18 protein-coding genes are annotated in these 19,597 nt (G+C 40.9%); 11 read left to right on the top strand and 7 right to left on the bottom strand.

The window, feature by feature from the left end; all coding sequences use genetic code 11:
• The first annotated feature begins 2 nt into the window (after positions 1-2).
• From ACFSQ3_RS12335 to ACFSQ3_RS12325, 3 genes are all read left to right on the top strand, one after another.
• Positions 3-416: a hypothetical protein gene (locus ACFSQ3_RS12335; protein ID WP_380869856.1), complete on the top strand. Its 414-nt coding sequence runs from the start codon at positions 3-5 to the stop codon at positions 414-416.
• Positions 416-1,102 carry a (d)CMP kinase gene (gene cmk / locus ACFSQ3_RS12330; RefSeq protein ID WP_380869855.1) on the top strand — a complete coding sequence of 229 codons (687 nt, stop codon included), beginning with the start codon at positions 416-418 and terminating at the stop codon, positions 1,100-1,102. Before ACFSQ3_RS12335 ends, cmk begins: the two co-directional genes overlap by 1 nt.
• 236 nt (positions 1,103-1,338) lie before the next feature.
• Positions 1,339-3,321: a thioredoxin-like domain-containing protein gene (locus ACFSQ3_RS12325; protein WP_380869854.1), complete on the top strand. Its 1,983-nt coding sequence runs from the start codon at positions 1,339-1,341 to the stop codon at positions 3,319-3,321.
• 179 nt (positions 3,322-3,500) lie between these two features.
• Here the strand turns inward: ACFSQ3_RS12325 and ACFSQ3_RS12320 are convergent, their stop codons facing one another.
• The 4 genes from ACFSQ3_RS12320 to ACFSQ3_RS12305 all read right to left on the bottom strand — a co-directional run bounded on the left by ACFSQ3_RS12320 (position 3,501) and on the right by ACFSQ3_RS12305 (position 6,417).
• Positions 3,501-4,061, bottom strand: a complete 561-nt coding sequence (locus ACFSQ3_RS12320; RefSeq protein ID WP_380869853.1) for a DUF4230 domain-containing protein — start codon at positions 4,059-4,061, stop codon at positions 3,501-3,503.
• A gap of 119 nt (positions 4,062-4,180) precedes the next feature.
• Complete coding sequence (locus tag ACFSQ3_RS12315; protein WP_380869852.1) at positions 4,181-4,606, bottom strand: nuclear transport factor 2 family protein; 426 nt, start codon at positions 4,604-4,606, stop codon at positions 4,181-4,183.
• Between the two features lie 216 nt (positions 4,607-4,822).
• Complete coding sequence (locus ACFSQ3_RS12310) at positions 4,823-5,923, bottom strand: EamA family transporter (RefSeq protein ID WP_380869851.1); 1,101 nt, start codon at positions 5,921-5,923, stop codon at positions 4,823-4,825.
• 23 nt (positions 5,924-5,946) lie between these two features.
• Positions 5,947-6,417, bottom strand: a complete 471-nt coding sequence (locus ACFSQ3_RS12305) for an Lrp/AsnC family transcriptional regulator (protein ID WP_380869850.1) — start codon at positions 6,415-6,417, stop codon at positions 5,947-5,949.
• 203 nt (positions 6,418-6,620) lie between these two features.
• Between ACFSQ3_RS12305 and ACFSQ3_RS12300 the strand changes: the two genes are divergently transcribed.
• The 6 genes from ACFSQ3_RS12300 (at position 6,621) to ACFSQ3_RS12275 (ending at position 15,189) form a co-directional block, all read left to right on the top strand.
• Positions 6,621-9,545 (top strand): FAD-binding and (Fe-S)-binding domain-containing protein, encoded by a 2,925-nt coding sequence (locus tag ACFSQ3_RS12300; RefSeq protein ID WP_380869849.1) that lies wholly within the window; start codon positions 6,621-6,623, stop codon positions 9,543-9,545.
• 102 nt (positions 9,546-9,647) lie between these two features.
• A complete protein-coding gene (locus ACFSQ3_RS12295; RefSeq protein WP_380869848.1) occupies positions 9,648-10,295 on the top strand; it encodes a hypothetical protein in 648 nt (215 codons plus the stop codon).
• 39 nt (positions 10,296-10,334) lie between these two features.
• Positions 10,335-11,237: a hypothetical protein gene (locus ACFSQ3_RS12290; protein WP_380869847.1), complete on the top strand. Its 903-nt coding sequence runs from the start codon at positions 10,335-10,337 to the stop codon at positions 11,235-11,237.
• The gene (locus ACFSQ3_RS12285; protein WP_380869846.1) at positions 11,234-12,055 is read left to right on the top strand and encodes an alpha/beta hydrolase; all 822 of its coding nucleotides are present in this window, start codon (positions 11,234-11,236) and stop codon (positions 12,053-12,055) included. Before ACFSQ3_RS12290 ends, ACFSQ3_RS12285 begins: the two co-directional genes overlap by 4 nt.
• Positions 12,056-12,095: 40 nt before the next feature.
• Positions 12,096-14,390 (top strand): TonB-dependent receptor, encoded by a 2,295-nt coding sequence (locus ACFSQ3_RS12280; protein WP_380869845.1) that lies wholly within the window; start codon positions 12,096-12,098, stop codon positions 14,388-14,390.
• A gap of 4 nt (positions 14,391-14,394) precedes the next feature.
• The gene (locus ACFSQ3_RS12275; RefSeq protein ID WP_380869844.1) at positions 14,395-15,189 is read left to right on the top strand and encodes a DUF4249 domain-containing protein; all 795 of its coding nucleotides are present in this window, start codon (positions 14,395-14,397) and stop codon (positions 15,187-15,189) included.
• 24 nt (positions 15,190-15,213) lie between these two features.
• Here the strand turns inward: ACFSQ3_RS12275 and ACFSQ3_RS12270 are convergent, their stop codons facing one another.
• Positions 15,214-15,822 (bottom strand): polysaccharide deacetylase family protein, encoded by a 609-nt coding sequence (locus ACFSQ3_RS12270; protein WP_380869843.1) that lies wholly within the window; start codon positions 15,820-15,822, stop codon positions 15,214-15,216.
• Positions 15,823-15,907: 85 nt separating this feature from the next.
• Between ACFSQ3_RS12270 and ACFSQ3_RS12265 the strand changes: the two genes are divergently transcribed.
• Together ACFSQ3_RS12265 and ACFSQ3_RS12260 are read left to right on the top strand one after the other, a co-directional pair.
• The gene (locus ACFSQ3_RS12265) at positions 15,908-16,840 is read left to right on the top strand and encodes a ComEA family DNA-binding protein (protein WP_380869842.1); all 933 of its coding nucleotides are present in this window, start codon (positions 15,908-15,910) and stop codon (positions 16,838-16,840) included.
• Between the two features lie 3 nt (positions 16,841-16,843).
• Positions 16,844-17,374 carry an adenine phosphoribosyltransferase gene (locus tag ACFSQ3_RS12260; RefSeq protein ID WP_380869841.1) on the top strand — a complete coding sequence of 177 codons (531 nt, stop codon included), beginning with the start codon at positions 16,844-16,846 and terminating at the stop codon, positions 17,372-17,374.
• Between the two features lie 65 nt (positions 17,375-17,439).
• On the opposite strand, the gene ACFSQ3_RS12255 is transcribed toward ACFSQ3_RS12260, so the two are convergent.
• Positions 17,440-18,003 carry a hypothetical protein gene (locus ACFSQ3_RS12255; RefSeq protein WP_380869840.1) on the bottom strand — a complete coding sequence of 188 codons (564 nt, stop codon included), beginning with the start codon at positions 18,001-18,003 and terminating at the stop codon, positions 17,440-17,442.
• A 1-nt stretch (position 18,004) separates the two neighbouring features.
• Positions 18,005-19,531 (bottom strand): 2,3-bisphosphoglycerate-independent phosphoglycerate mutase, encoded by a 1,527-nt coding sequence (gene gpmI, locus ACFSQ3_RS12250; protein WP_380869839.1) that lies wholly within the window; start codon positions 19,529-19,531, stop codon positions 18,005-18,007.
• Between the last annotated feature and the right edge of the window lie 66 nt (positions 19,532-19,597).

The raw sequence follows: 19,597 nt of genomic DNA, 5'->3' as shown, positions 1-19,597 counted from the left end.
CGATGAAAAAAGATCTTCCTGATAACATAGTTGAGGGCGTTGATGTAGCTGTGGTTTTAGAGAGCGAATCGCCTGAAGCGAAGGTTTGGAACGTATACTTGATCAATGAGAAGAACGTTGATTTGCAAAACGTTTTGGTTTCTTCGAAAGGTTATGGTTTGAAGGATGGACGGGAAGTGAAAACAACGACTTTACGTCATTCTTTAGGAGATATATCAGCACAATCTGCTGTAAAAATTGAAGCGATTGACACCGCAGTTTTCGGCTTAACCAATGAATATTGGGTAAGCTATTACGAAAACGGCGTGATGTTCGATAAGAAATACATTTTCCTCCCGGAAAGTATTGTTGATGAAAATCTTATTAAGGCACCATTAATTGGCAAGCCGGGCGTTATGATAGGAGGATTAAGTTAATGGCGAAGCAAAATTTTGTGATCGCTATTGACGGTTTTTCGTCTTGTGGCAAAAGCACGGTTGCCAAAGCATTAGCTAAAAAGTTGCATTTTGTATTTGTGGATAGCGGTGCGATGTATCGTGCGGTGACATTATATTTCATGCAGCATGATATTGCATTGGATGATTTGCCAGCTATTAACGAAGCGATGGAGAATATCCATATCGACTTTGTGCCTAATCCCAATAAAACAGAAATTCTGCTAAACGGCCAAGATGTGTCCGACGCCATTCGTACGATGGAGATATCGTCGCAAGTAAGCGAAGTAAGTGCCATAAAGCAGGTTCGCGAAGCGATGGTTGCGCAACAGCAAAAGTTGGGTGCTAAGCGGAATATCGTGATGGACGGCAGAGATATTGGTACAACCGTTTTTCCGAAAGCAAATCTTAAAATCTTCATGACGGCAGATCCATATATCCGTGCGGAACGTCGATTTGCCGAGTTGGCTGCAAAAGGCGAACAGCTGACGATGGAAGAAGTTGTCGAAAACTTGGCGCACCGAGATCATATCGATAGCACACGTGAAGAAAGCCCATTGCGCCAAGCCGAAGATGCAATCGTGTTGGATAACTCCCAGTTATCACAGGAAGAGCAGCTTGCTTTTGTGTTGGATTTGTATGAGCAAGCGAAATCGGCGTCGGTGTAAATTCTTTTATTATGTTGCTTAATTAAGGCTAAAAAGAAACTGTTGATTTAGCCGTTTATTCTACCTGATATCATCTTAATCCTTTTTACGGGAATAATGTTCTTCTTTCTGATTAGATTGAAATATCTACTGCCGTAACCTTATTCAAAACAAACTAAGAATATCGATGTCCACTAAACCAAATTAAATATTCAATTTCTATTTAAAGTTTTTTAACAAAGCTCATTCGTAAAAGCTTGTATATTGCAGAATATTTACCAGTTATTATGAAATTTATAGCTTCCATTATTTTCGCTTCCATCTGCTCGTTGCATGTTCATGCGCAAATAGTCAAAAATCCTACTGTCGAATTTAGAAGGACAAAAATATTGCATATCGAGAAGATAGAAAGATCCCCCATCCATACGATAGCTGAGATAAGAATATCCCACACACCCGGAGAATGGTTTGCATTTGGCAAGGATGTATTTTTGGAAGATGCCGAAACGATGGAGAAGTGTAAATTAGATTCTTTGCAAAAAGGCGATTTGGGTGAACGATTCATTATTCCTTCGTCGGGAGATACTACTTTTCGTTTGTATTTTTCAGCGCTACCCAAGCAAGCGAAAGCATTGAATTATGCAGATTCGAATGGTACTATTTTGTATGGTATCTCTTTGTTAAATTCATCATCAAATCAAAAGTCAAATAAAGTCTCAGCGGAGGTAGGGAGATGGATGGAGAAAGAAATGGCTTTGTCAAAATCAAATAAAGCTAAAGGAATAGATCGCAAAACTTTTTTTGAGCGGGATAGCGCCTTTATAGTGGGATATATAAAAGGTTATGATACAAGGGCGGGATTCAGCAGCGGCATGATCTATAATTGGAATAGTATGACCAGTGAAAGTGTTCCAAGTACCATACAAATTTTTCCTGATGGAAGTTTTAAGGCCAAGATGGAAATATTCCATCCCACCACGAATTATATGGAGATTAATAATCTGCGGATTCCTTTCTATTTGGAACCTGGCAATACGCTTGGAATTGCTTTGGACTGGGATGACTTTCTGGAGAATAGTCGCAGATATGATCAGGACTTCAAGGCTCAACACACAAAATATACTGGCTCGCTTCAGTCAATTAACGAAGAACTTTGGGGTTACAAAATGATTGCTCCGGAATCGCATTCTCTTAAAGAGTTTAGAAAAACGTTAACTCCAGAAGTTTTCAAAGAACGTGCGCTAAATGAATGGGATAGGTCTTTAAGAAATCTCGAAGTATACCTTGCTGATAGGAAATTGTCTCTTGATGTTAAGACGTTGCTTAGAAATGCAATTGACGTCGAATTTGCGGAATATGTATTCAATTACGTGAAGGGTAGAGATTACTATAGTCAGCAAGATACCACAAATGCTATTTTGAAAATGCCTATTGACACGACCTACTATAATTTTGTTAATCGAATAAACTTAAATGATCATACCTTATTAGTAGGCAGCGGATTCGACCTTTTACTAAATCGCATGGAGTTTTCTCCGATTTATCTTCGTACGTTTTATGGTAAAATAATTCTCGACGACCAACAATCTGCTGATCGCTTCAGGAGGACATATCCAAGCAAAAAGTTGCCGCTTAGTTACCATTTGATGTTACTTCGTGAGGTCAGTAATGTTGCAAAACATTATGCGGTTAATGATAGCATTTTTAACAAGTTTACCGATATTGCGTTGCGTTCGACAGATTTGCCTATCATTGCTCAGGAGGTTGAGCGTATAAGTGCCACTCGCCAATTAAAAAGGAACGGTTATGATCTGCCGAATACTCCCGCCGCAGAACTATTCAGAAAGCTAATAAAACCTTATACGGGTAAAATTTTGATTGTTGATTTTTGGGCACAATGGTGCGGGCCTTGTCGGACAGGAATTGAAAGTTCGCTGGCTGTACGACAAAGTTTAAAAGATAATCCGAATATCGATTTTGTTTTTATAACAGATGAAAGCGGTACGCCAGATGTAGCTTTCTTCGAAAGTTATAGCAAGCGAAACTTTATGAGAAACTCACTACGAATCACTGCGGATGAATATCTAGCATTGAGAGAGCTTTTTCGATTCAACGGTATACCTCGTTATATATTAGTTGATATAGATGGAAGAATTCGCGATGATAATTTTTTGATTTCCAACTTGAAGTTTGATCTGAATAACAGATTTCCTGAAAAATTTCAAGGTTTAGAATTTTAAAAACATAGTTCCTTAAAAGAAGTTAAAATGATTTAATAAAAAAACTCCTGAAACGGGGAGTTTCAGGAGTTTACCAAACCAATTATTAACCTAAATTATGAAATTATACCCTTATAACGCTGGCATTTTCCATTTGTTGTGCACATCGGAGTGATTAACACTTTGTTAACATTTCAACCCTATTCAAAGCTCAGATTGATCTTTTTATAACCCAGTCCTTCCAATAGCGGACGAAATACGTTGGTCGCATTTGCTTTCGTTTGCTCCAAGATGTCGGATTGCTTCACCTCTTTCCTGATTTGTACCTCAGCTGCTTTATATGCTGCATCAACCAATTGTGCTTCGCGGAAGAAAGCCATTTTCGTATCGTAAACGCGAGAATTATCGTGGTCAATCCGTACATAACAAATTTCCGGTTGCGGTAATCGGATCGTGACAGAATCCTCCAAAACTTCCACATCATCCGATGTCAGTCTGCTCAAATCGACGCAACCGACGGCATCCGCTTTTACAATAAGTAAAACCGACGCATCCGGCAAATACATGCTTATGTTTTTATGTTCAACAACGTCGCTTAATCTATACTTCACCAATTCCAGTTTACCCATGGCTTCAATGCGTTCAACAAGAATTTGATGTCGAGAATCAACCGTGTTTTCGTTTGAGAATCTTTTCCAAATCACCCAAGCAGCTATTCCAGCAATGGCGATTAGTATTACAGTGAATAGAAATTTTTTCATAATTAATTTTTAATCAAATAATAGACCAAGATATGGCTCATTCGTTTAAAGATTTGATGTAACAAAAAAGCCTACATCGGGATGTAGGCTTAAACACACTGAAACAAAATACCCAGTTTCTACGGGTATGTGGTAACCACCTTGCTCACTTGCCATCCTTCATCCATTTTACATAAGGTGATGTAATCAACTCGGGTGAAATGCCCAAAATTCATCGTTGCTTTTGCGATACAGGAATTACCTGTTTCGTCTAAAATTTCATGCTTGGTTACGCAGTCGAACTTGACACCTTTGTTCGATTTTAAGAACTTTAAGTATTCCGTGCGGTTACTTTTTGTACGATTTACATCGTTTACGTATTCAAAATCTTTTGCTAATAAATGCTGACTCCATTCGGAACTTCCAACGGTAATCATTTCTACATAAGTAGCAACGATTTTCGAAGAATTGTAGCTCTTTAAAGGATTGGATGCAGTGGCAGCAAAGGAACTCATTGTCATACAAATAAGGAATGCTGCGGTCAGGGTAACGAATATCTTTTTCATATTATCTTGGCTTTATATGTTTTATTGTTTATCCAAAAGTAGGAGGAAGATGCTTCTGGCCGAATGCTCTTTCGATCAGTACTGAACTAAACTCGGTTAGCGCGACAGATTTACCGGTAAAAATTTGCGCGATCGGTGAGTGTTCTCGTTAAGCGATCTATTCCTGACTTTCTAACAACAAGACGCCAAGTGTTCTATGAATGTTGCAGCGAAAAATTAAATTTTTTCTGCTTTTTGCTTTTTATTGTCTTCTGCGAATTCCGCAATCTCCACAATTCTCGGAATACTGGCTTTGGGAGCCATATCACGGAGTTTTTTGATGCGGCGTTTGCGTTTGAAATTATGAACCAACTTACTTTCTGAATACATGGTCCAGTTCATTAACAACACGCTGCTCAATACCACGACCAAACCGAAGATTTGTAAACTCGTAACCACGTGATCCGTAAAAAAATGAGCGAGCAATAACGCAACAATTGGATTGACATACGCGTGCGTACTTACTTCGGTGGCCGGGCGAACTTGCAACAGCCAAATATAGCAGCTGAACGCTAAGATTGATCCCATCGTGATCAAATACAAAATAGCTCCCCAATACTCTAATGATACCGATGTGAAATCGAATCCGGCATAATCACCATTCGTGGCACCAACTATAGTAAAGGCGACGCCAGCAGTCAACATCTGCCATGCTGTTTTCACCATTACATTTAGATCTTTTGGTGTTTCTTCTGCTTCCGCATTTTCTGCAACCGACTTCCGTCCGTATTTCGTGTACAACGAACCTATTGTCCATGCGATTGTTCCTAACGTCATTACGATCATTGCAATTAAGATCATAGATTGGTCGTGCTCATCACCGTTATCAGCAAAAATTTGTTCGGCAAATAGCATAAACACACCACAGAAGCCCATTATTAAACCGATAACGGTGGTTGGTCTGGAAAAATTCTCTTTCCATCGAGGTTTATCTAGGACAATAAACCAAATTACTGTTGCCGCCGCGATGATCGATACAATTCCGCTGGAGACAAATTGCTCGGACCATATAATGGCTGCCATATCGAGAAATAGCAGTAGAAATCCAACAAATGCTGCTTGCTTGACAGCATTTTTTTCGAATAAACGATAACCTTTTAACCAGCAATATCCCATGAGCAGCGAACCCGCAACAAGAAAGCGAATGGATCCGATAACGAACGGCGGGAAGGCATGGAGCGCTTTTTCAATAAAAAAGAACGTAGATCCCCAAACGATATATACAACGAGGTATGCAAATACAATAAATGCTACCGGTGATTTAACTTGTTTAACCATAATAAATACGACTAAAAAATGAATTATGGGATGACCAACTTATGATCTTCCTTTACGGTTTCTAAAACAATGGTGGTGCGCGTGGAAACGATGCCATCGATCTGACTCAAAGTATTTCGCATCAGATCAACTAACCCGCCAGAATCGCTGGTTCTTACTTTGATCAGATAACCATCGTCGCCAGCAATGTCGTGCACTTCAAGTACTTCAGGAATTTCGGCAAGCAAAAGTCCGATGCGCTGGTCGCCAATGTTATCATGCGATTTGATGAAAATGAACGATAACATCTTCTGGTCCAATGCTTCTGGATTAACGCGTGCGTTGTATTCCAGCAAAACATTTTTCTGTTCCAATTTCTTTACACGCTCCAAAATTGCAGAGGGTGCCATGCCCAATTCGCGTGCTACATCAGCGTTGTTGGTTCGCGCATTTTGTTGCATTATCCGCAAAATTTGCAAATCCACCTGATCCAAATTGTACTCTACTTTATCCATGGTGCGGCAAAGGTAGTATTTAAAAGAATTATATTCTAAGTTTTGTTATTAAAAATGAATTAAATTCATAATAATTACTTCGGTATGAATTTTAGATTAGAATTAAGTGTAATTACCGAATAATATACAGATCGAGTATATGTTGCTGATTTTGGTACATTTGTGATGGAGATTATGTATCAAATAAGCGTTATAATTACATTTTGAAGCAATATTTAACCCAGCTAGCAAGTCGTTTGAACGGCGAATTCTATTACGATGATAGCAGCGTATCGCATCAAACGATGCGCATGGCGTATGCAACCGATGCGTCCGTTTATCAAGAATTGCCTTTGGCGGTTGCGATGCCCAATTGTTTAGAAGATATTCAAAATCTAATTGCTTTCGCGAAACAGCATAACACAACGTTGATTCCACGAACCGCTGGAACATCTTTGGCAGGACAGGTGGTAGGAGCGGGCATCGTGTTGGATATGTCGCTATCATTTAATCGAATTTTAGAACTAAACGCCGAAGAAGGTTGGGTACGCGTTGAGCCGGGTGTTATTCGTGATGACTTAAATGCTTATTTGAAATCGTTTGGTTGGATGTTTGGTCCTGAAACCTCAACGGCCAGTCGTGCGATGATCGGCGGCATGATTGGGAATAATTCTTCTGGATTGCATTCCATTGTTTGGGGCGATACACGGCAGAATTTATTGGAGGCTTCGGTGATTTTGGACGACGGAAAAACGGCGAACTTTAAAGCATTATCTAATGAGGGTCTTCTACGAAAGTTTCGAGATACGGGAAGAGAAGGAGCCATTTACAGACAATTGAACGATCTGCTAACCAATAAGGAAAACCGCACCGCCATTGAAGTCGGATATCCGAAGCGTTCTATCACGAGAAGGAATACGGGCTATGCATTAGATATTTTGGCGGACAACAATAAGCCATTCAATCTATGCGAACTGCTTGCGGGATCGGAGGGTACGCTGGGAATTATGTTAGAAGCGAAGCTGAAACTAATGCCACTGCCGGCTAAAGAAGTTGGCGTGCTATGCGTTCACTTTTCAGACATGATTTCTTGCATGCACGGTAACGTTATTGCTTTGCAGCATCAGCCTGACGCGTCGGAACTGATTGATAAATATATTTTGGATTTTACGGTTGGCCATCCAACCTATCAGCGTAATCGATTTTTTATTTCCGGCGATCCGGAAGCATTGCTAATAGTAGAATTTCGTGCTGATCATGTCGATGCGGTTATCGCGAAGGCGGATGCACTAAAATTGGATTTGCAAGCGCGCGGTTTGGGTTATGCTTTTCCTTTGGTGATGGGAGCGGAAAGTAATTTGGTATGGGATGTACGCAAAGCTGGTCTGGGTTTGATACGAAATTTGCCGGGGGATGCGCAGCCGGTGAACTTAATCGAAGATTGCGCCGTAGCGCCAGAAGATTTGCCAGCGTACGTAAGCGATATTCAACAGTTGCTGGCCGAAGAAGACGTTCGCGCGTCCTATTATGCGCATGCTGGCGCTGGTGAATTGCATATCGAACCGTTCATTAATCTAAAGTCCGATAACGGTAGAAAGCAATTTCGTCGCATATTAGAGAAAACCAGCGATTTGTTGTTGAAATACAATGGTTCGTTGAGTGGAGAACACGGCGATGGCCGTCTCCGGGGAGAATTTATTGGAAAAGTTTTGGGGCAGGACGTGTACAATCTGTTGGTACAAGTGAAGCAGATTTTTGATCCTTCCAGCATCTTCAATCGCGGAAAAATAGTAGATACACCGCCAATGGACAGTTCGCTGCGGTACGAAATAAGCGAAGCGAATAATCCGGTGCAAACGTACTTCGATTTCACTAAGCAAGAAAGTATTCTTCGGCTGACCGAAAAATGTTCGGGATCGGGGGATTGTAGAAAAACAGAATTAACCGGCGGAACGATGTGCCCGTCGTTTATGGCTACGCGCGACGAAAAGGATACAACGCGCGCTCGCGCGAATATTTTGCGCCAATTCTTAACATCATCTACACAAAAGAATCGATTTGCGCACCAAGAGATTAAGGAGGTGATGGATTTATGTTTGAGCTGCAAAGCCTGTAAGTCAGAATGTCCGTCGCAAGTGGATATGGCGAAGATGAAGGCCGAATTCACGCAACAATACTACGATCAATTTGGCGCGCCTAATCGATCTAAAATCATAGCAAATTTCACCAAATCGCAACAACTTGCTTCACTAGCTTCGTCCATTTACAATTTCGTTGTACAAACCGAATGGACCGCAAAACCCATCAAGCAATTGTTAGGTTTTGCTGCGGATCGATCTTTGCCAACGGTTGCGAATAAAACGTGGCGAAGTTGGTATAAATCGCGTACTGAAAAAAGAAATGCAAAACCAAGCACCGCGCGCCGCGTTTATCTTTTTTGCGATGAATTTACCAATTATAATGATGCCGAAATCGGTATCAAAGCGGTTTTGCTATTAGAAAGATTGGGATATGAGGTCATTATTCCTGATCACGCGGAAAGCGGAAGAACCTATTTGTCGAAAGGATTTGTAAAAAAAGCAAAAGCTTTGGCAAAATATAACGTAGAAAAATTGTCGGCTTTGGTTAGCTCAGAAGTGCCAATTGTAGGCATCGAACCTTCTGCTATATTAACGTTGCGCGATGAATATTTGGATTTGACGGATGAGGATTGGAAATCCGCTGCCGAACATTTGGCGAGTGCATCGCTCACTTTCGAAGAGTTTTTAGATCGGGAAGTGCGAGCGGGTCGGGTCAGCAAAACGGCATTCACATCAGAAGCGAAGCATTTAAAAATACATGGCCATTGTTATCAAAAAGCTTTTCAGCTGATGCAACATACTATCAATGTACTCTCGCTTCCGCAAAATTATAAAACCGAACTCATTCCTTCGGGATGCTGTGGAATGGCCGGATCCTTTGGGTACGAAAAGGAGCATTTCGATGTTTCTATGCGGATCGCCGAATTGGTGTTGTTACCTGCGGTGCGGCAATCAGATAGCGAAACCTGCATTGTTGCTGCCGGAACTTCTTGCCGTCATCAGATCAAGGATGGTGCAGCAAGGAGAGCTTATCATCCAGTAGAAGTTTTATACGAAGCGTTGCTGTAAGCAAAATTTTCTATTGTTAATTTAAAAACAAGTAATGCTCGAATGTTCCGTTAAAAACTAAATTTTTGCAGATTTGTTGTACTATTATAAAAACTACAGACCATGAAAAATAAATATGCTCTTTTAGGAATGCTTGCTATGCTGGGACTTTGGACGAGTTGCCAATCTCCGCAACAAAAAGATGCCTCTACCGCTGATTCTCCAAATTTGGAAGTATTAGACAGTCGGCCATTCGTCAATGATCCAAAAGCGACAAAATTCAAATTTTTCTTGAATATTTTGAGTGAAGAAAATACCGATTCAACCGTGGTCTACATCGCAAAATCCTTGTTTGATAATGATACAGTTGGATTGAAAATTGAAGTGCTTAAAAAAATTCCGGCTGGGGTAACTTCCACTGGAGAGCCTGACCAAGAAAATGGTTTTGTTCCGGGCGCTATACGTTTCTCCTCAATCGGTCCTGCTTCCGATAATTTTGTACAAGCGTTGCAAACATTATTTGATTTGAAAGATACCGGGAAAATGACGAATGAGGTAGTCGCGCCTTTGGTATTCTCATCCAACAACGAGGCAATCGATCTATCGACGAAAAAGCAATCCACCTTTAGCTTTAAATTGTTTTTAGAAAACGAAACTGGAGCTGAAGCGGAAGTTTTTGCGGTGTTGGATACGTATCGTAAATCATTCGAAATTACAGAAAAGGATAGTTCCTTTCGCGCACAACTGATTGCAGCTTTCGCCGCCAACTAGTCATTTTTTTCTGTTTTTATAATATTGCTTATCTATCGCATGAGATTATTTTGGATAGCGCTTCATTGCGTTTACTTTGTTTTTGCTATTTGCCCACAATCGGCATTCGCTCAAGGTTCATTGGAGCAGTTCGAGCGAGTGGCGACTGGAAAAATCAAAAGTCCTGCCTTGCAGGAATTGTCCGGAATGGTCGCTTCGAGAGTAAATAAGAACTGCTTTTGGGTACACAACGATAGCGGCGATGACGCAAAAATTTACTTGATAGATTCTACAGCTAAATTACTTTGTACCTACAATCTTCAAGGTGTTTCAGCGGTGGATTTTGAAGAAATTGCGTGGTTCGAAAAAGATGGCAAACATTATCTCATCGTTGGCGATATCGGCGATAATCGCGCGAAGCGAAAGCACATCAAATTTCACATTTTTCCGGAACCAACATGGAAAGCTGGAAAATCCGAACGCGATATCGTTGATATAGTTTCCATTTCTGCTATTTACCCAGATGGCGCGCGTGACGCGGAAGCATTTTTTGTTGATCCGTTGACCAAGCAATTGATCTTGGTTTCAAAAAGAGATTTCCAAGCGCAGGTTTACACCACGAATATTTTGGCAAACGCAAATTTTGCATCGAATAATACAGATAAACCCTTGATGTTGAAGTTTGAAACGAAACTGCCGTTAACATTCATTACGGCAGCGGATATTTCGGCCGATGGTCATCATATTTTGGTAAAGAACTTAACGAATATCTATTATTGGAAGCGCGCAACCAACTCTCTTGTCGCATCGCTAAAGAAAGCGTATGAAGAGATTCCGTACAAACCCGAACCACAAGGGGAAGCAATAACCTTTTCCGTAGATGGCGAAACTTTTTATACAATTAGTGAGCGTCCATTGGGTTTGGAGTCGTATCTTTATCGCTATCAATTTCTTAATAAATGAAACTGCGATACTTCCTTTTTGTAATCCTCTTAGGCTACGGTAATCTTTTCGCTGCGCAAGTCGACACCATCACCGTGTTTAGTGAAAAGATGCAAAAAGACATTAAAACAGTTATTGTAAGTCCATCAAACGCTTCGAAAGCTAAATTTCCAACACTTTACCTGCTGCATGGACATGGAGGAAATCATGCCAGCTATTTGAAACAAGTAAATGATCTTGAACGATTAGTAGATCGATATCAATTTTTAGTAGTTTGCCCTGACGGTGGATTTGATTCTTGGTATTGGGATACGGAAAGTGATTCGAAATTTCAGTACGAAACATTTGTTTCAAAAGAATTGGTAGATCATATTAACGCAAATTACCCTGTTTATGATGCTCCACATTATCGCGCAATTTCTGGATTTAGTATGGGAGGGCACGGCGCGCTTTACTTAGCAATTCGTCATCAGGATATTTTTGGCGTGGTAGGAAGCACGGCTGGTGGAGTAGATATTCGTCCTTTTCCCGACAACTGGGGGATGGCGAAGAGGTTAGGTAAAATTGCTGAGAACCACGATAAATGGGAAAAGCACACGGTGATAAATCTTTTGCATTTAATCGATTCAAAATCATTGAAGATATTCATCGATTGCGGCCGTAATGACTTTTTCTACGATGTGAATAATAAGTTGCATGAAAAGTTGACTTATCTGAACATTGCACACCATTATCATTTGATGCCAGGACAACACAACTGGGAATACGCAAGCAAATCACTAAACTATCAATTCGCTTTCTTCGAAGAGGCGTTTCGTGGGGTAGAAAACCACGAATAATTTTTTTTAAATGATATTTCGGATATTTATTTTCTTGTGCATGTCCTCATGCTACTGGAATATAGCGGTTGCACAAAATCGCGTCACATTAAGCGGGTTTGTCAAAGATGCTCGCTCAGGCGAAACCATGATCGGCGCCTTGGTAAATGTGCCGGAAGCGCGCGTTTCCGCTAGTACGAACAGCTACGGATTTTTCTCGGTACAACTTCCTGCCGGAACGCATCAGGTTGAAGTTTCTTTCGTTGGCTACGAGAAGACATCCACTACCGTAGAATTATCTGCTAGCGTACAGCGTACATTTGAATTGTCGCGAAATGACAAAGAGATCGAAGAAATCGTCGTCTCCGCCTCTTCTCGTCCGAATCAAGTACGGAGCCCACAAATGGGCGCAGTGAAATTCACTCCAGAAGAAATTAAGAAAGTACCTGTGATTTTTGGAGAGCCCGATGTGTTAAAAACATTGCAATTACTGCCTGGCGTATCCACTGGAAATGAAGGGTCATCCAACTTCTATGTGCGCGGAGGAGGTGGCGATCAAAACCTCATTTTGTTGGACGAAGCGACGGTTTACAACGCTTCTCATTTATTGGGGTTTTTCTCCACGTTCAATTCCGACGCTATAAAAGATGTAAACTTATTTAAGGGCGGAATTCCAGCGCAATACGGAGGAAGAATATCATCTGTTTTGGACATCAATATGTTGGATGGGAACCAAAAGGAATTTGGTGTTGAAGGTGGATTGGGATTGATCGCTTCGCGCATTAAAATAGATGGTCCGATTGTGAAGGATAAAAGCTCGTTTATGATCAGTGGCAGAAGAACGTACGCAGATATGTTCCTAAAGCTTTCAAACGATGAAAATGCACGTAAAAGTAAGCTGTATTTCTACGACCTAAACGCGAAAATGAACTACAAGATCAACGATAAAAATACGATTTATCTTTCGGGTTATTTCGGGAAAGATAATCTCGGCTATTCGGATTTGTTTAGTTTTGATTGGGGAAATGCTACAGCGACCTTACGTTGGAATAGCATTCTCAACGAAAAGTTGTTTAGTAACACTTCCCTGATTTATAGTGACTTTACGTATAACGTGAGGGTAAATTCCAACGAAAATGATTTTGGCATTGCTTCCCAAATTAAAAACTGGAATCTAAAACAAGATTTTACCTATTATGGGTTAAATAACCATTCTATTCGTTTCGGCTTGAATGTATTGAATCAAAGAATCAGTCCAGCGTCGTTGGATGCGGCACCAGGCACATCCATAAATTCTATTGCTGTCGATACGCGCCAAGGGTTGGAGGCTGCTGTTTACGCATCGGATGAATGGAAAGTTTCCGATCGCTTTTCAATGATTTACGGACTTCGTCTAACCAATTTCGCAGTGCTTGGTCCAGGAACATTCTATGATTTTGATCGCGACGGCGAAGTGACTAATGAAACACAATATGGCAATGAATTGGTGAAAAATTATTTGAATTTGGAGCCAAGATTGTCCATGAATTATTTGCTGAACAATAACAGTAGTGTTAAAGCTAGCTATAATCGCATCGTGCAGCATCTTCATCAATTGACGAATACGACATCGAGTTTGCCAACAGATCAATTCGTAGTAAGTAGTGCGAACATCAAACCACAAATAGCCGATCAAGTTTCGCTTGGGTATTTTCGAAACTTTGCAAATAGCGCGTACGAATTCTCCACGGAAATCTATTATAAGGACATGCAAAACCAAATTGATTTTCGAAATGGAGCGGATTTGCAAGCGAATAATCAATTAGAGGGTGAGTTATTGTTTGGGGTTGGCCGATCTTACGGTGTTGAATGGCTTTTGCGAAAAACGAGAGGGCGTTTGAATGGCTGGATCAGTTATACGCTGGCGAAAAGTGAGCGCCGATTTGATCAGATAAACGATGGCGACTGGTTTAATGCACGGCAAGATCGTACACACGATGTTTCGGTTGTTGCGATGTATGAACTTTCAAAACGTTGGACAGCTGGAGCTACTTTCGTTTACAACACTGGAAATGCCATTACCTTTCCCTCCGGAAAGTACCAGCTCGACGGGTCAACGATGTTCTATTATACCGAAAGAAATGGTTACCGAATGCCAGATTATCACCGTTTGGATTTATCGTTGGTGTACGAACCTACTCCAGAGAAAAGACGTTTTAGTTCAAGTTGGGCATTTGGAGTGTATAATGCGTACAACCGAAAAAACGCCTACATCATTGATTTTCGCGAAAGCGAAGTAAATCCAAACGTTACAGAAGCTTACAGAATTGCCTTATTCGGCGCTATCCCATCCGTAACATGGAATTTTAAGTTTTAATGTCATGAAGCGATTTTATATTATCAATCTGTTTATCATTTTTGCAGCTTTGCTGAGTTCGTGCGAAGATCTTATTGATATTAACCTAAATGATTCCGATCCCCGGATCGTGATAGAAGCGGATTTGCAAGATCGATCCACCGAACATCGAATTATGGTAACGCGAACCATTCCATTTAATGATAGCCGCCCCAATGACCCTGTTGACGATGCTGAAGTGCGTTTAGTCGCTGCTAATGGGGCGATACATAGCTTCGAATACAGCGCATCGGCGAATGCTTACGTGAATCGTACTTTGCGATTGCGCGAGGGCTCCAGATACAGCTTACGCGTCGCGGTTGGCGATCAGATTTATGAGTCTACAGAAACAATGCCCCGTCGCGTGCCCGTAGATTCTGTTGGAGTCTTGCGCGAAAATATCTTTAATGAAACGTTCTACTTCGCTACGCTACGTTTTAAGGATCCGGCCAATGTAGCCAACTATTACAAATACAACATCGCTATTGATGGAAAACCCATGAAGTTTTCGCAAGCTTATAGTGATAAATTCAACGACGGATTAAACGTGGTTCATCAGATTGGAAGTGCTGATGATGACGTAACAAATACATCAACCATGGTTGTTAGAAGGCATTCGATTACCGCTTCGGTGTTCAAGTATTGGAATGATATTCAAACAACGAATCCTGGTTCGGCAGCTCCTGCGAATCCAACTTCCAATATATCTAATAACGCATTGGGATATTTTAGTTTAAGTACTGTGGATGAGTTTAGATTCGACTTTTCTGATTATGATTAGCCTGTAATCGCTATCAAACCATTTTTACAGCAGAGCAAATTCGTAACCTTTTTTAGTAAGTTGCTCAATCATTTTTGGCAATGCATACTGCACATTCTTGAAAGATTTGATGTTATCGTGGAAAACGATGATGCTCCCATTTTTCGTGTACTTGATAGCATTCTTCAAACATTGCTGCTCACTGATCTTTGGATCATAGTCTCCAGTAAGCACATCCCACATCACGATCTCATAATCTGACTTCAAAGCTTTCAACTGCGCCTTGGTTGCTCGCCCATAGGGTGGGCGGAATAACTTAGCTTGTACCAACTCTTGGCATTGCGCGACATTTTTAAGGTAATGGTCTTGGGGAGTATCCCAACCCTTCAGATGTTGCATGGTATGATTGCCAACAGCATGCCCATCGGTAATTATTCGCGCATAGATTTCCGGATTTCTCACTACGTTTTCACCAACGCAAAAAAATGTAGCTTTCACATCAAGTTCTTTCAAAACATCCAATATCCATGGAGTTACCTCCGGAATTGGTCCGTCGTCAAAAGTAAGGTAAATGTTCTTTTCTTTTCTGGATCGGTGCCAAGTTGCTTCCGGGTAAAATGTTCGAAGTAGAAGTGGAGCTTTTACTATATGCATGTGTTGTCTAATTTAAAAAATTATCGCAAATTTAGGGAACTAATTATTCGTCCTACATCGTCAGGCGTAAACCAAACTTACGTATATGGATCAATTCCAGCAATTTTTCAAAATGAGCCGAAGAGAACGTGACGGTTTCCTGACGTTAACAATTATCTTGTTTTTGTTCGCTATTGCGCCTGCGTTATATTTTTCTTTGCGAAGGACCGAACCTGAATCGTATGAATTAGTCACTTTTCCAACGGCGGAGAAAACCGTACAGGGAAATTCCGAAAGGTCTGTTCGAAAAGTAAAAGCCGATCCAGCGTCTAATTTTGATCCAAATACTTTATCGGATGATGGATGGGCAGCTTGGGGACTTTCGGAGAAGCAGATTGCGGTGCTACGGCGATATCAGAAGAACGGCGGAACGTTCAAAAGAAAAGATGATGTTCGGAAAATGTATGTTATTGATGATGCGCTTTATGCACGGATGGAACCATTTATTGAAATCTCAAATACTGGATCATCGGATCGTAGTTTCTCAATCAAATCGCAACCTGAATACCAATCGAATAATTACAATTACGACAGGAGAGATCGCCAATCAAAATCTTTGATTACCGGGAAAAGCCAATCCATTCGAATTGATGTCAACAGTGCCGATACCACCGAATGGAAAAGGTTGAAAGGAATAGGTTCTGTATTGGCTACACGGATTGTTCGCTTTCGCGACGCGTTGGGTGGGTTTCACGACGTTCAACAACTTCAGGAAGTTTATGGTTTAGATCCTATGTTAGTCAATTCCTGGGAGAATCAGCTTAACTGGGATATTACGAGAATAAAGAAGTTAAGTGTAAACAAGTTGTACACGAAGGAGCTACAAAAACATCCGTACATTGGTAAAAAGCAAGCACAACATATTGTCAATTACCGAAATCAGCATGGTGATTTCCGAACTATCAACGATATGCGGAAGATTGTTACGTTGAATAGCGATTTTTTTAGTAAAATTGAACCCTATTTAGATTTTCAATAATACATGCTCGAACAAGAATTAAAAACGCTAGTGCGCGACGTGCCCGATTTTCCGCAGCCCGGAATCGTATTTAAAGATATCACACCGATTTTGCAACATCCAGAGATTTGCCAGCAAGTGGTCGAAGAGTTTGCGAAGCGATTAGCAAATGTAGAATTTGATGTAATTGCCGGAATAGAAAGCCGAGGCTTTTTATTTGGCTTAATGTTGGCCAATTATATGAATAAGCCGTTTATTCCGATCCGTAAACAAGGTAAATTGCCCCATAAAACGGTTTCCGAATCTTACAAGTTGGAATACGGACAAGCAACCATAGAAATACACGAAGATGCCATTCCAAGTGGCGCGCGCGTGCTTATTCACGATGACCTTTTAGCAACTGGGGGTACCGTCGTGGCAGCTTCAAAACTCATCGAAAAGGTTGGGGGAGAGGTAGCTGGATTTTGTTTCTTGATCAACCTGGAGTTTTTGCAGGCTAGCGGCCGATTAGATCGTTTTAGTACAAATGTCATTTCGTTATTAACGTATGCCTAATAATCGGAAAAGGACTTCTGCATCTCGCAGAAGTCCTTTTCCATATCAATGAATTGTCGATTTCTTTAGTTTGCGACCAACCGTCCAACGATTTGGTATTGGCTGCTGCCTAAAAGGAGAATCTGCTGTTGTTTGTTCATGGAATATTCCTTTCCGCGAATGTAAAGCAACTTCTCTTCGTTCTGATAAAGCATATTGTCTTCCTGTTTCGTGATCTCCACTTGTTCGATTTCTCCATGTTCATTAAATGAAATAGAAAGCGATTGGATGTCTAAATCTTTTGATTTGGCATTATAGGTAATTTTATTCGCTGCGCTATCCACATCGAACATATTTATATATGCCGGCTTTGACAAATCAACTGCGAGAAATGCACCCATCTCCGTGTTCCAATCGCCAACAGTAACCGTCTTTGTTTCGCTTTCATCACGCTCACCCACTGTTTTTTCTACTTTAGTAGCGCTTCGCTGCAAGCTGTCCACTTCTCGCTGAAAAAAGGTATGGATTGGGAAATAGCCCGTTTCCACTTGGGTGGATTCTTCAGCTGTGTGATTTTCGCAACTGACAGAAAGCAGCGAAACAATTACACTAAGGAACAAAACGATTCGTTCAGAAAACATTCTATACATATTATACCAACACATTTCCCGTCATTTCTGCAGGAATAGGCAAATTCAACAAGCGCAAAACTGTTGGGGCTACATCACCAAGTTTACCCTCGTGAACGGTTTTGTAATCGCTATCAATCAATATACAAGGAACCAAGTTTGTAGTATGTGCGGTGTTTACCGATCCATCTTCATTTAGCATAAATTCGGAATTACCATGATCCGCTAAAATGATAAATGAGTATCCATTAGCCAAACCTTTTTCGACCACTTTCTGCGTGCAAGTATCTACGGTTTCGACAGCCTTTACCACGGCATCAAAAACGCCAGTGTGTCCAACCATATCCGGATTGGCAAAATTCAAACAAATGAAATCCGGCTGATTTACTTCAATATCTTTTGTAATAGCATCCACAATTCCATAGGCACTCATTTCCGGCTGTAGGTCGTAGGTAGCAACTTTTGGAGATGGAACCAATAAACGACTTTCGTTGGCGAAAGCCTCCTCTTGTCCGCCTGAAAAGAAAAAAGTGACGTGAGGGTACTTTTCTGTTTCTGCAATGCGCACTTGCGTCTTTCCTTCTGCAGAAAGAATCTGTCCCAAGGTGTTTGTTAAATTATCCTTTTTGAACACGACGTTAATTCCTTTGAACGTATCGTCATAGGATGTCAACGTAACATAATGCAACGGCAATGGCTTCATGTCGTATTCTGGGAACTCTTCTTGTGTTAGAGCAATAGTAATTTCGCGACCACGATCTGTGCGAAAGTTAAAACAAATCACAATATCTCCAGCCTGCATAGTAGCTACCGGCAAACCGGCTTCGTTTGTTACAACCAATGGCTCGATAAATTCATCTGTAATTCCATTGGCATAAGATTCCTGAATAGATGCTACCAAGTTTTTCGTAGCGGTTCCTGTTCCGTGTACGAGTACATCATACGCTTTCTTCACACGTTCCCAACGATTATCGCGATCCATGGCATAATAGCGTCCGATTGCGGAAGCTATCGTTCCGACAGAATGTGTCAAATGGTTTTGCAATTGTTCTATATATGCTACACCACCATTTGGATCCGTATCTCTACCATCTGTAAATGCGTGGATGAAAACTTGTTCATTTGTTAAACCTGCATATTTAGCCGCATCGCAAAGGCCTTGCAGATGGTTAATGTGTGCGTGTACACCGCCGTCTGAAAGTAAGCCGATAAAATGAACCTTTTTACCATTCACTTTTGCGGTTTCGAAAGCGTTTTGGATAATCGGATCGGTGTTGAAATCTCCCGCCTTTACAGCATTATTGATACGTCCTAGCTCTTGATATACAACGCGTCCTGCACCTAAGTTCATATGGCCAACCTCTGAGTTTCCCATTTGTCCGGCAGGAAGACCCACGGCTTCACCAGATGCCTCTAATTTGGAGTGCGGGTATGTTGCAAAAAGCTGATCTAAGAATGGTGTTTTTGAAGCCAAAACAGCATTTGATTCATCATTTTTACCGTAGCCTAATCCATCTAAGATTAAAAGTGCTACCTTTTTTGTGTTCATGCTCATTACCACAAATATACTCGATATTGAACTAAATTGTGCCAAGCTAACGTAATTAGTGCATTA

The sequence above is a fragment of the Sphingobacterium corticis genome (assembly GCF_042684745.1).
GTDB classification, from domain to species: Bacteria; Bacteroidota; Bacteroidia; order Sphingobacteriales; family Sphingobacteriaceae; genus Sphingobacterium; species Sphingobacterium corticis.
The sequence above is the reverse complement of the archived record's forward strand: the minus strand, read 5'-3'. Positions and strand labels throughout refer to the sequence as shown.

Bases quoted from the DNA above. Each gene is read 5' to 3' on its own strand.
- ACFSQ3_RS12335 (WP_380869856.1), top strand. From the start codon at position 3: ATGAAAAAAGATCTTCCTGATAACATAGTTGAGGGCGTTGATGTAGCT.
- cmk (WP_380869855.1), top strand. From the start codon at position 416: ATGGCGAAGCAAAATTTTGTGATCGCTATTGACGGTTTTTCGTCTTGT.
- ACFSQ3_RS12320 (WP_380869853.1), bottom strand. From the start codon at position 4,061: ATGAAAAAATTTCTATTCACTGTAATACTAATCGCCATTGCTGGAATA.
- ACFSQ3_RS12315 (WP_380869852.1), bottom strand. From the start codon at position 4,606: ATGAAAAAGATATTCGTTACCCTGACCGCAGCATTCCTTATTTGTATG.
- ACFSQ3_RS12310 (WP_380869851.1), bottom strand. From the start codon at position 5,923: ATGGTTAAACAAGTTAAATCACCGGTAGCATTTATTGTATTTGCATAC.
- ACFSQ3_RS12305 (WP_380869850.1), bottom strand. From the start codon at position 6,417: ATGGATAAAGTAGAGTACAATTTGGATCAGGTGGATTTGCAAATTTTG.
- ACFSQ3_RS12295 (WP_380869848.1), top strand. From the start codon at position 9,648: ATGAAAAATAAATATGCTCTTTTAGGAATGCTTGCTATGCTGGGACTT.
- ACFSQ3_RS12290 (WP_380869847.1), top strand. From the start codon at position 10,335: ATGAGATTATTTTGGATAGCGCTTCATTGCGTTTACTTTGTTTTTGCT.
- ACFSQ3_RS12285 (WP_380869846.1), top strand. From the start codon at position 11,234: ATGAAACTGCGATACTTCCTTTTTGTAATCCTCTTAGGCTACGGTAAT.
- ACFSQ3_RS12280 (WP_380869845.1), top strand. From the start codon at position 12,096: ATGTCCTCATGCTACTGGAATATAGCGGTTGCACAAAATCGCGTCACA.
- ACFSQ3_RS12275 (WP_380869844.1), top strand. From the start codon at position 14,395: ATGAAGCGATTTTATATTATCAATCTGTTTATCATTTTTGCAGCTTTG.
- ACFSQ3_RS12270 (WP_380869843.1), bottom strand. From the start codon at position 15,822: ATGCATATAGTAAAAGCTCCACTTCTACTTCGAACATTTTACCCGGAA.
- ACFSQ3_RS12265 (WP_380869842.1), top strand. From the start codon at position 15,908: ATGGATCAATTCCAGCAATTTTTCAAAATGAGCCGAAGAGAACGTGAC.
- ACFSQ3_RS12260 (WP_380869841.1), top strand. From the start codon at position 16,844: ATGCTCGAACAAGAATTAAAAACGCTAGTGCGCGACGTGCCCGATTTT.
- ACFSQ3_RS12255 (WP_380869840.1), bottom strand. From the start codon at position 18,003: ATGTATAGAATGTTTTCTGAACGAATCGTTTTGTTCCTTAGTGTAATT.
- gpmI (WP_380869839.1), bottom strand. From the start codon at position 19,531: ATGAACACAAAAAAGGTAGCACTTTTAATCTTAGATGGATTAGGCTAC.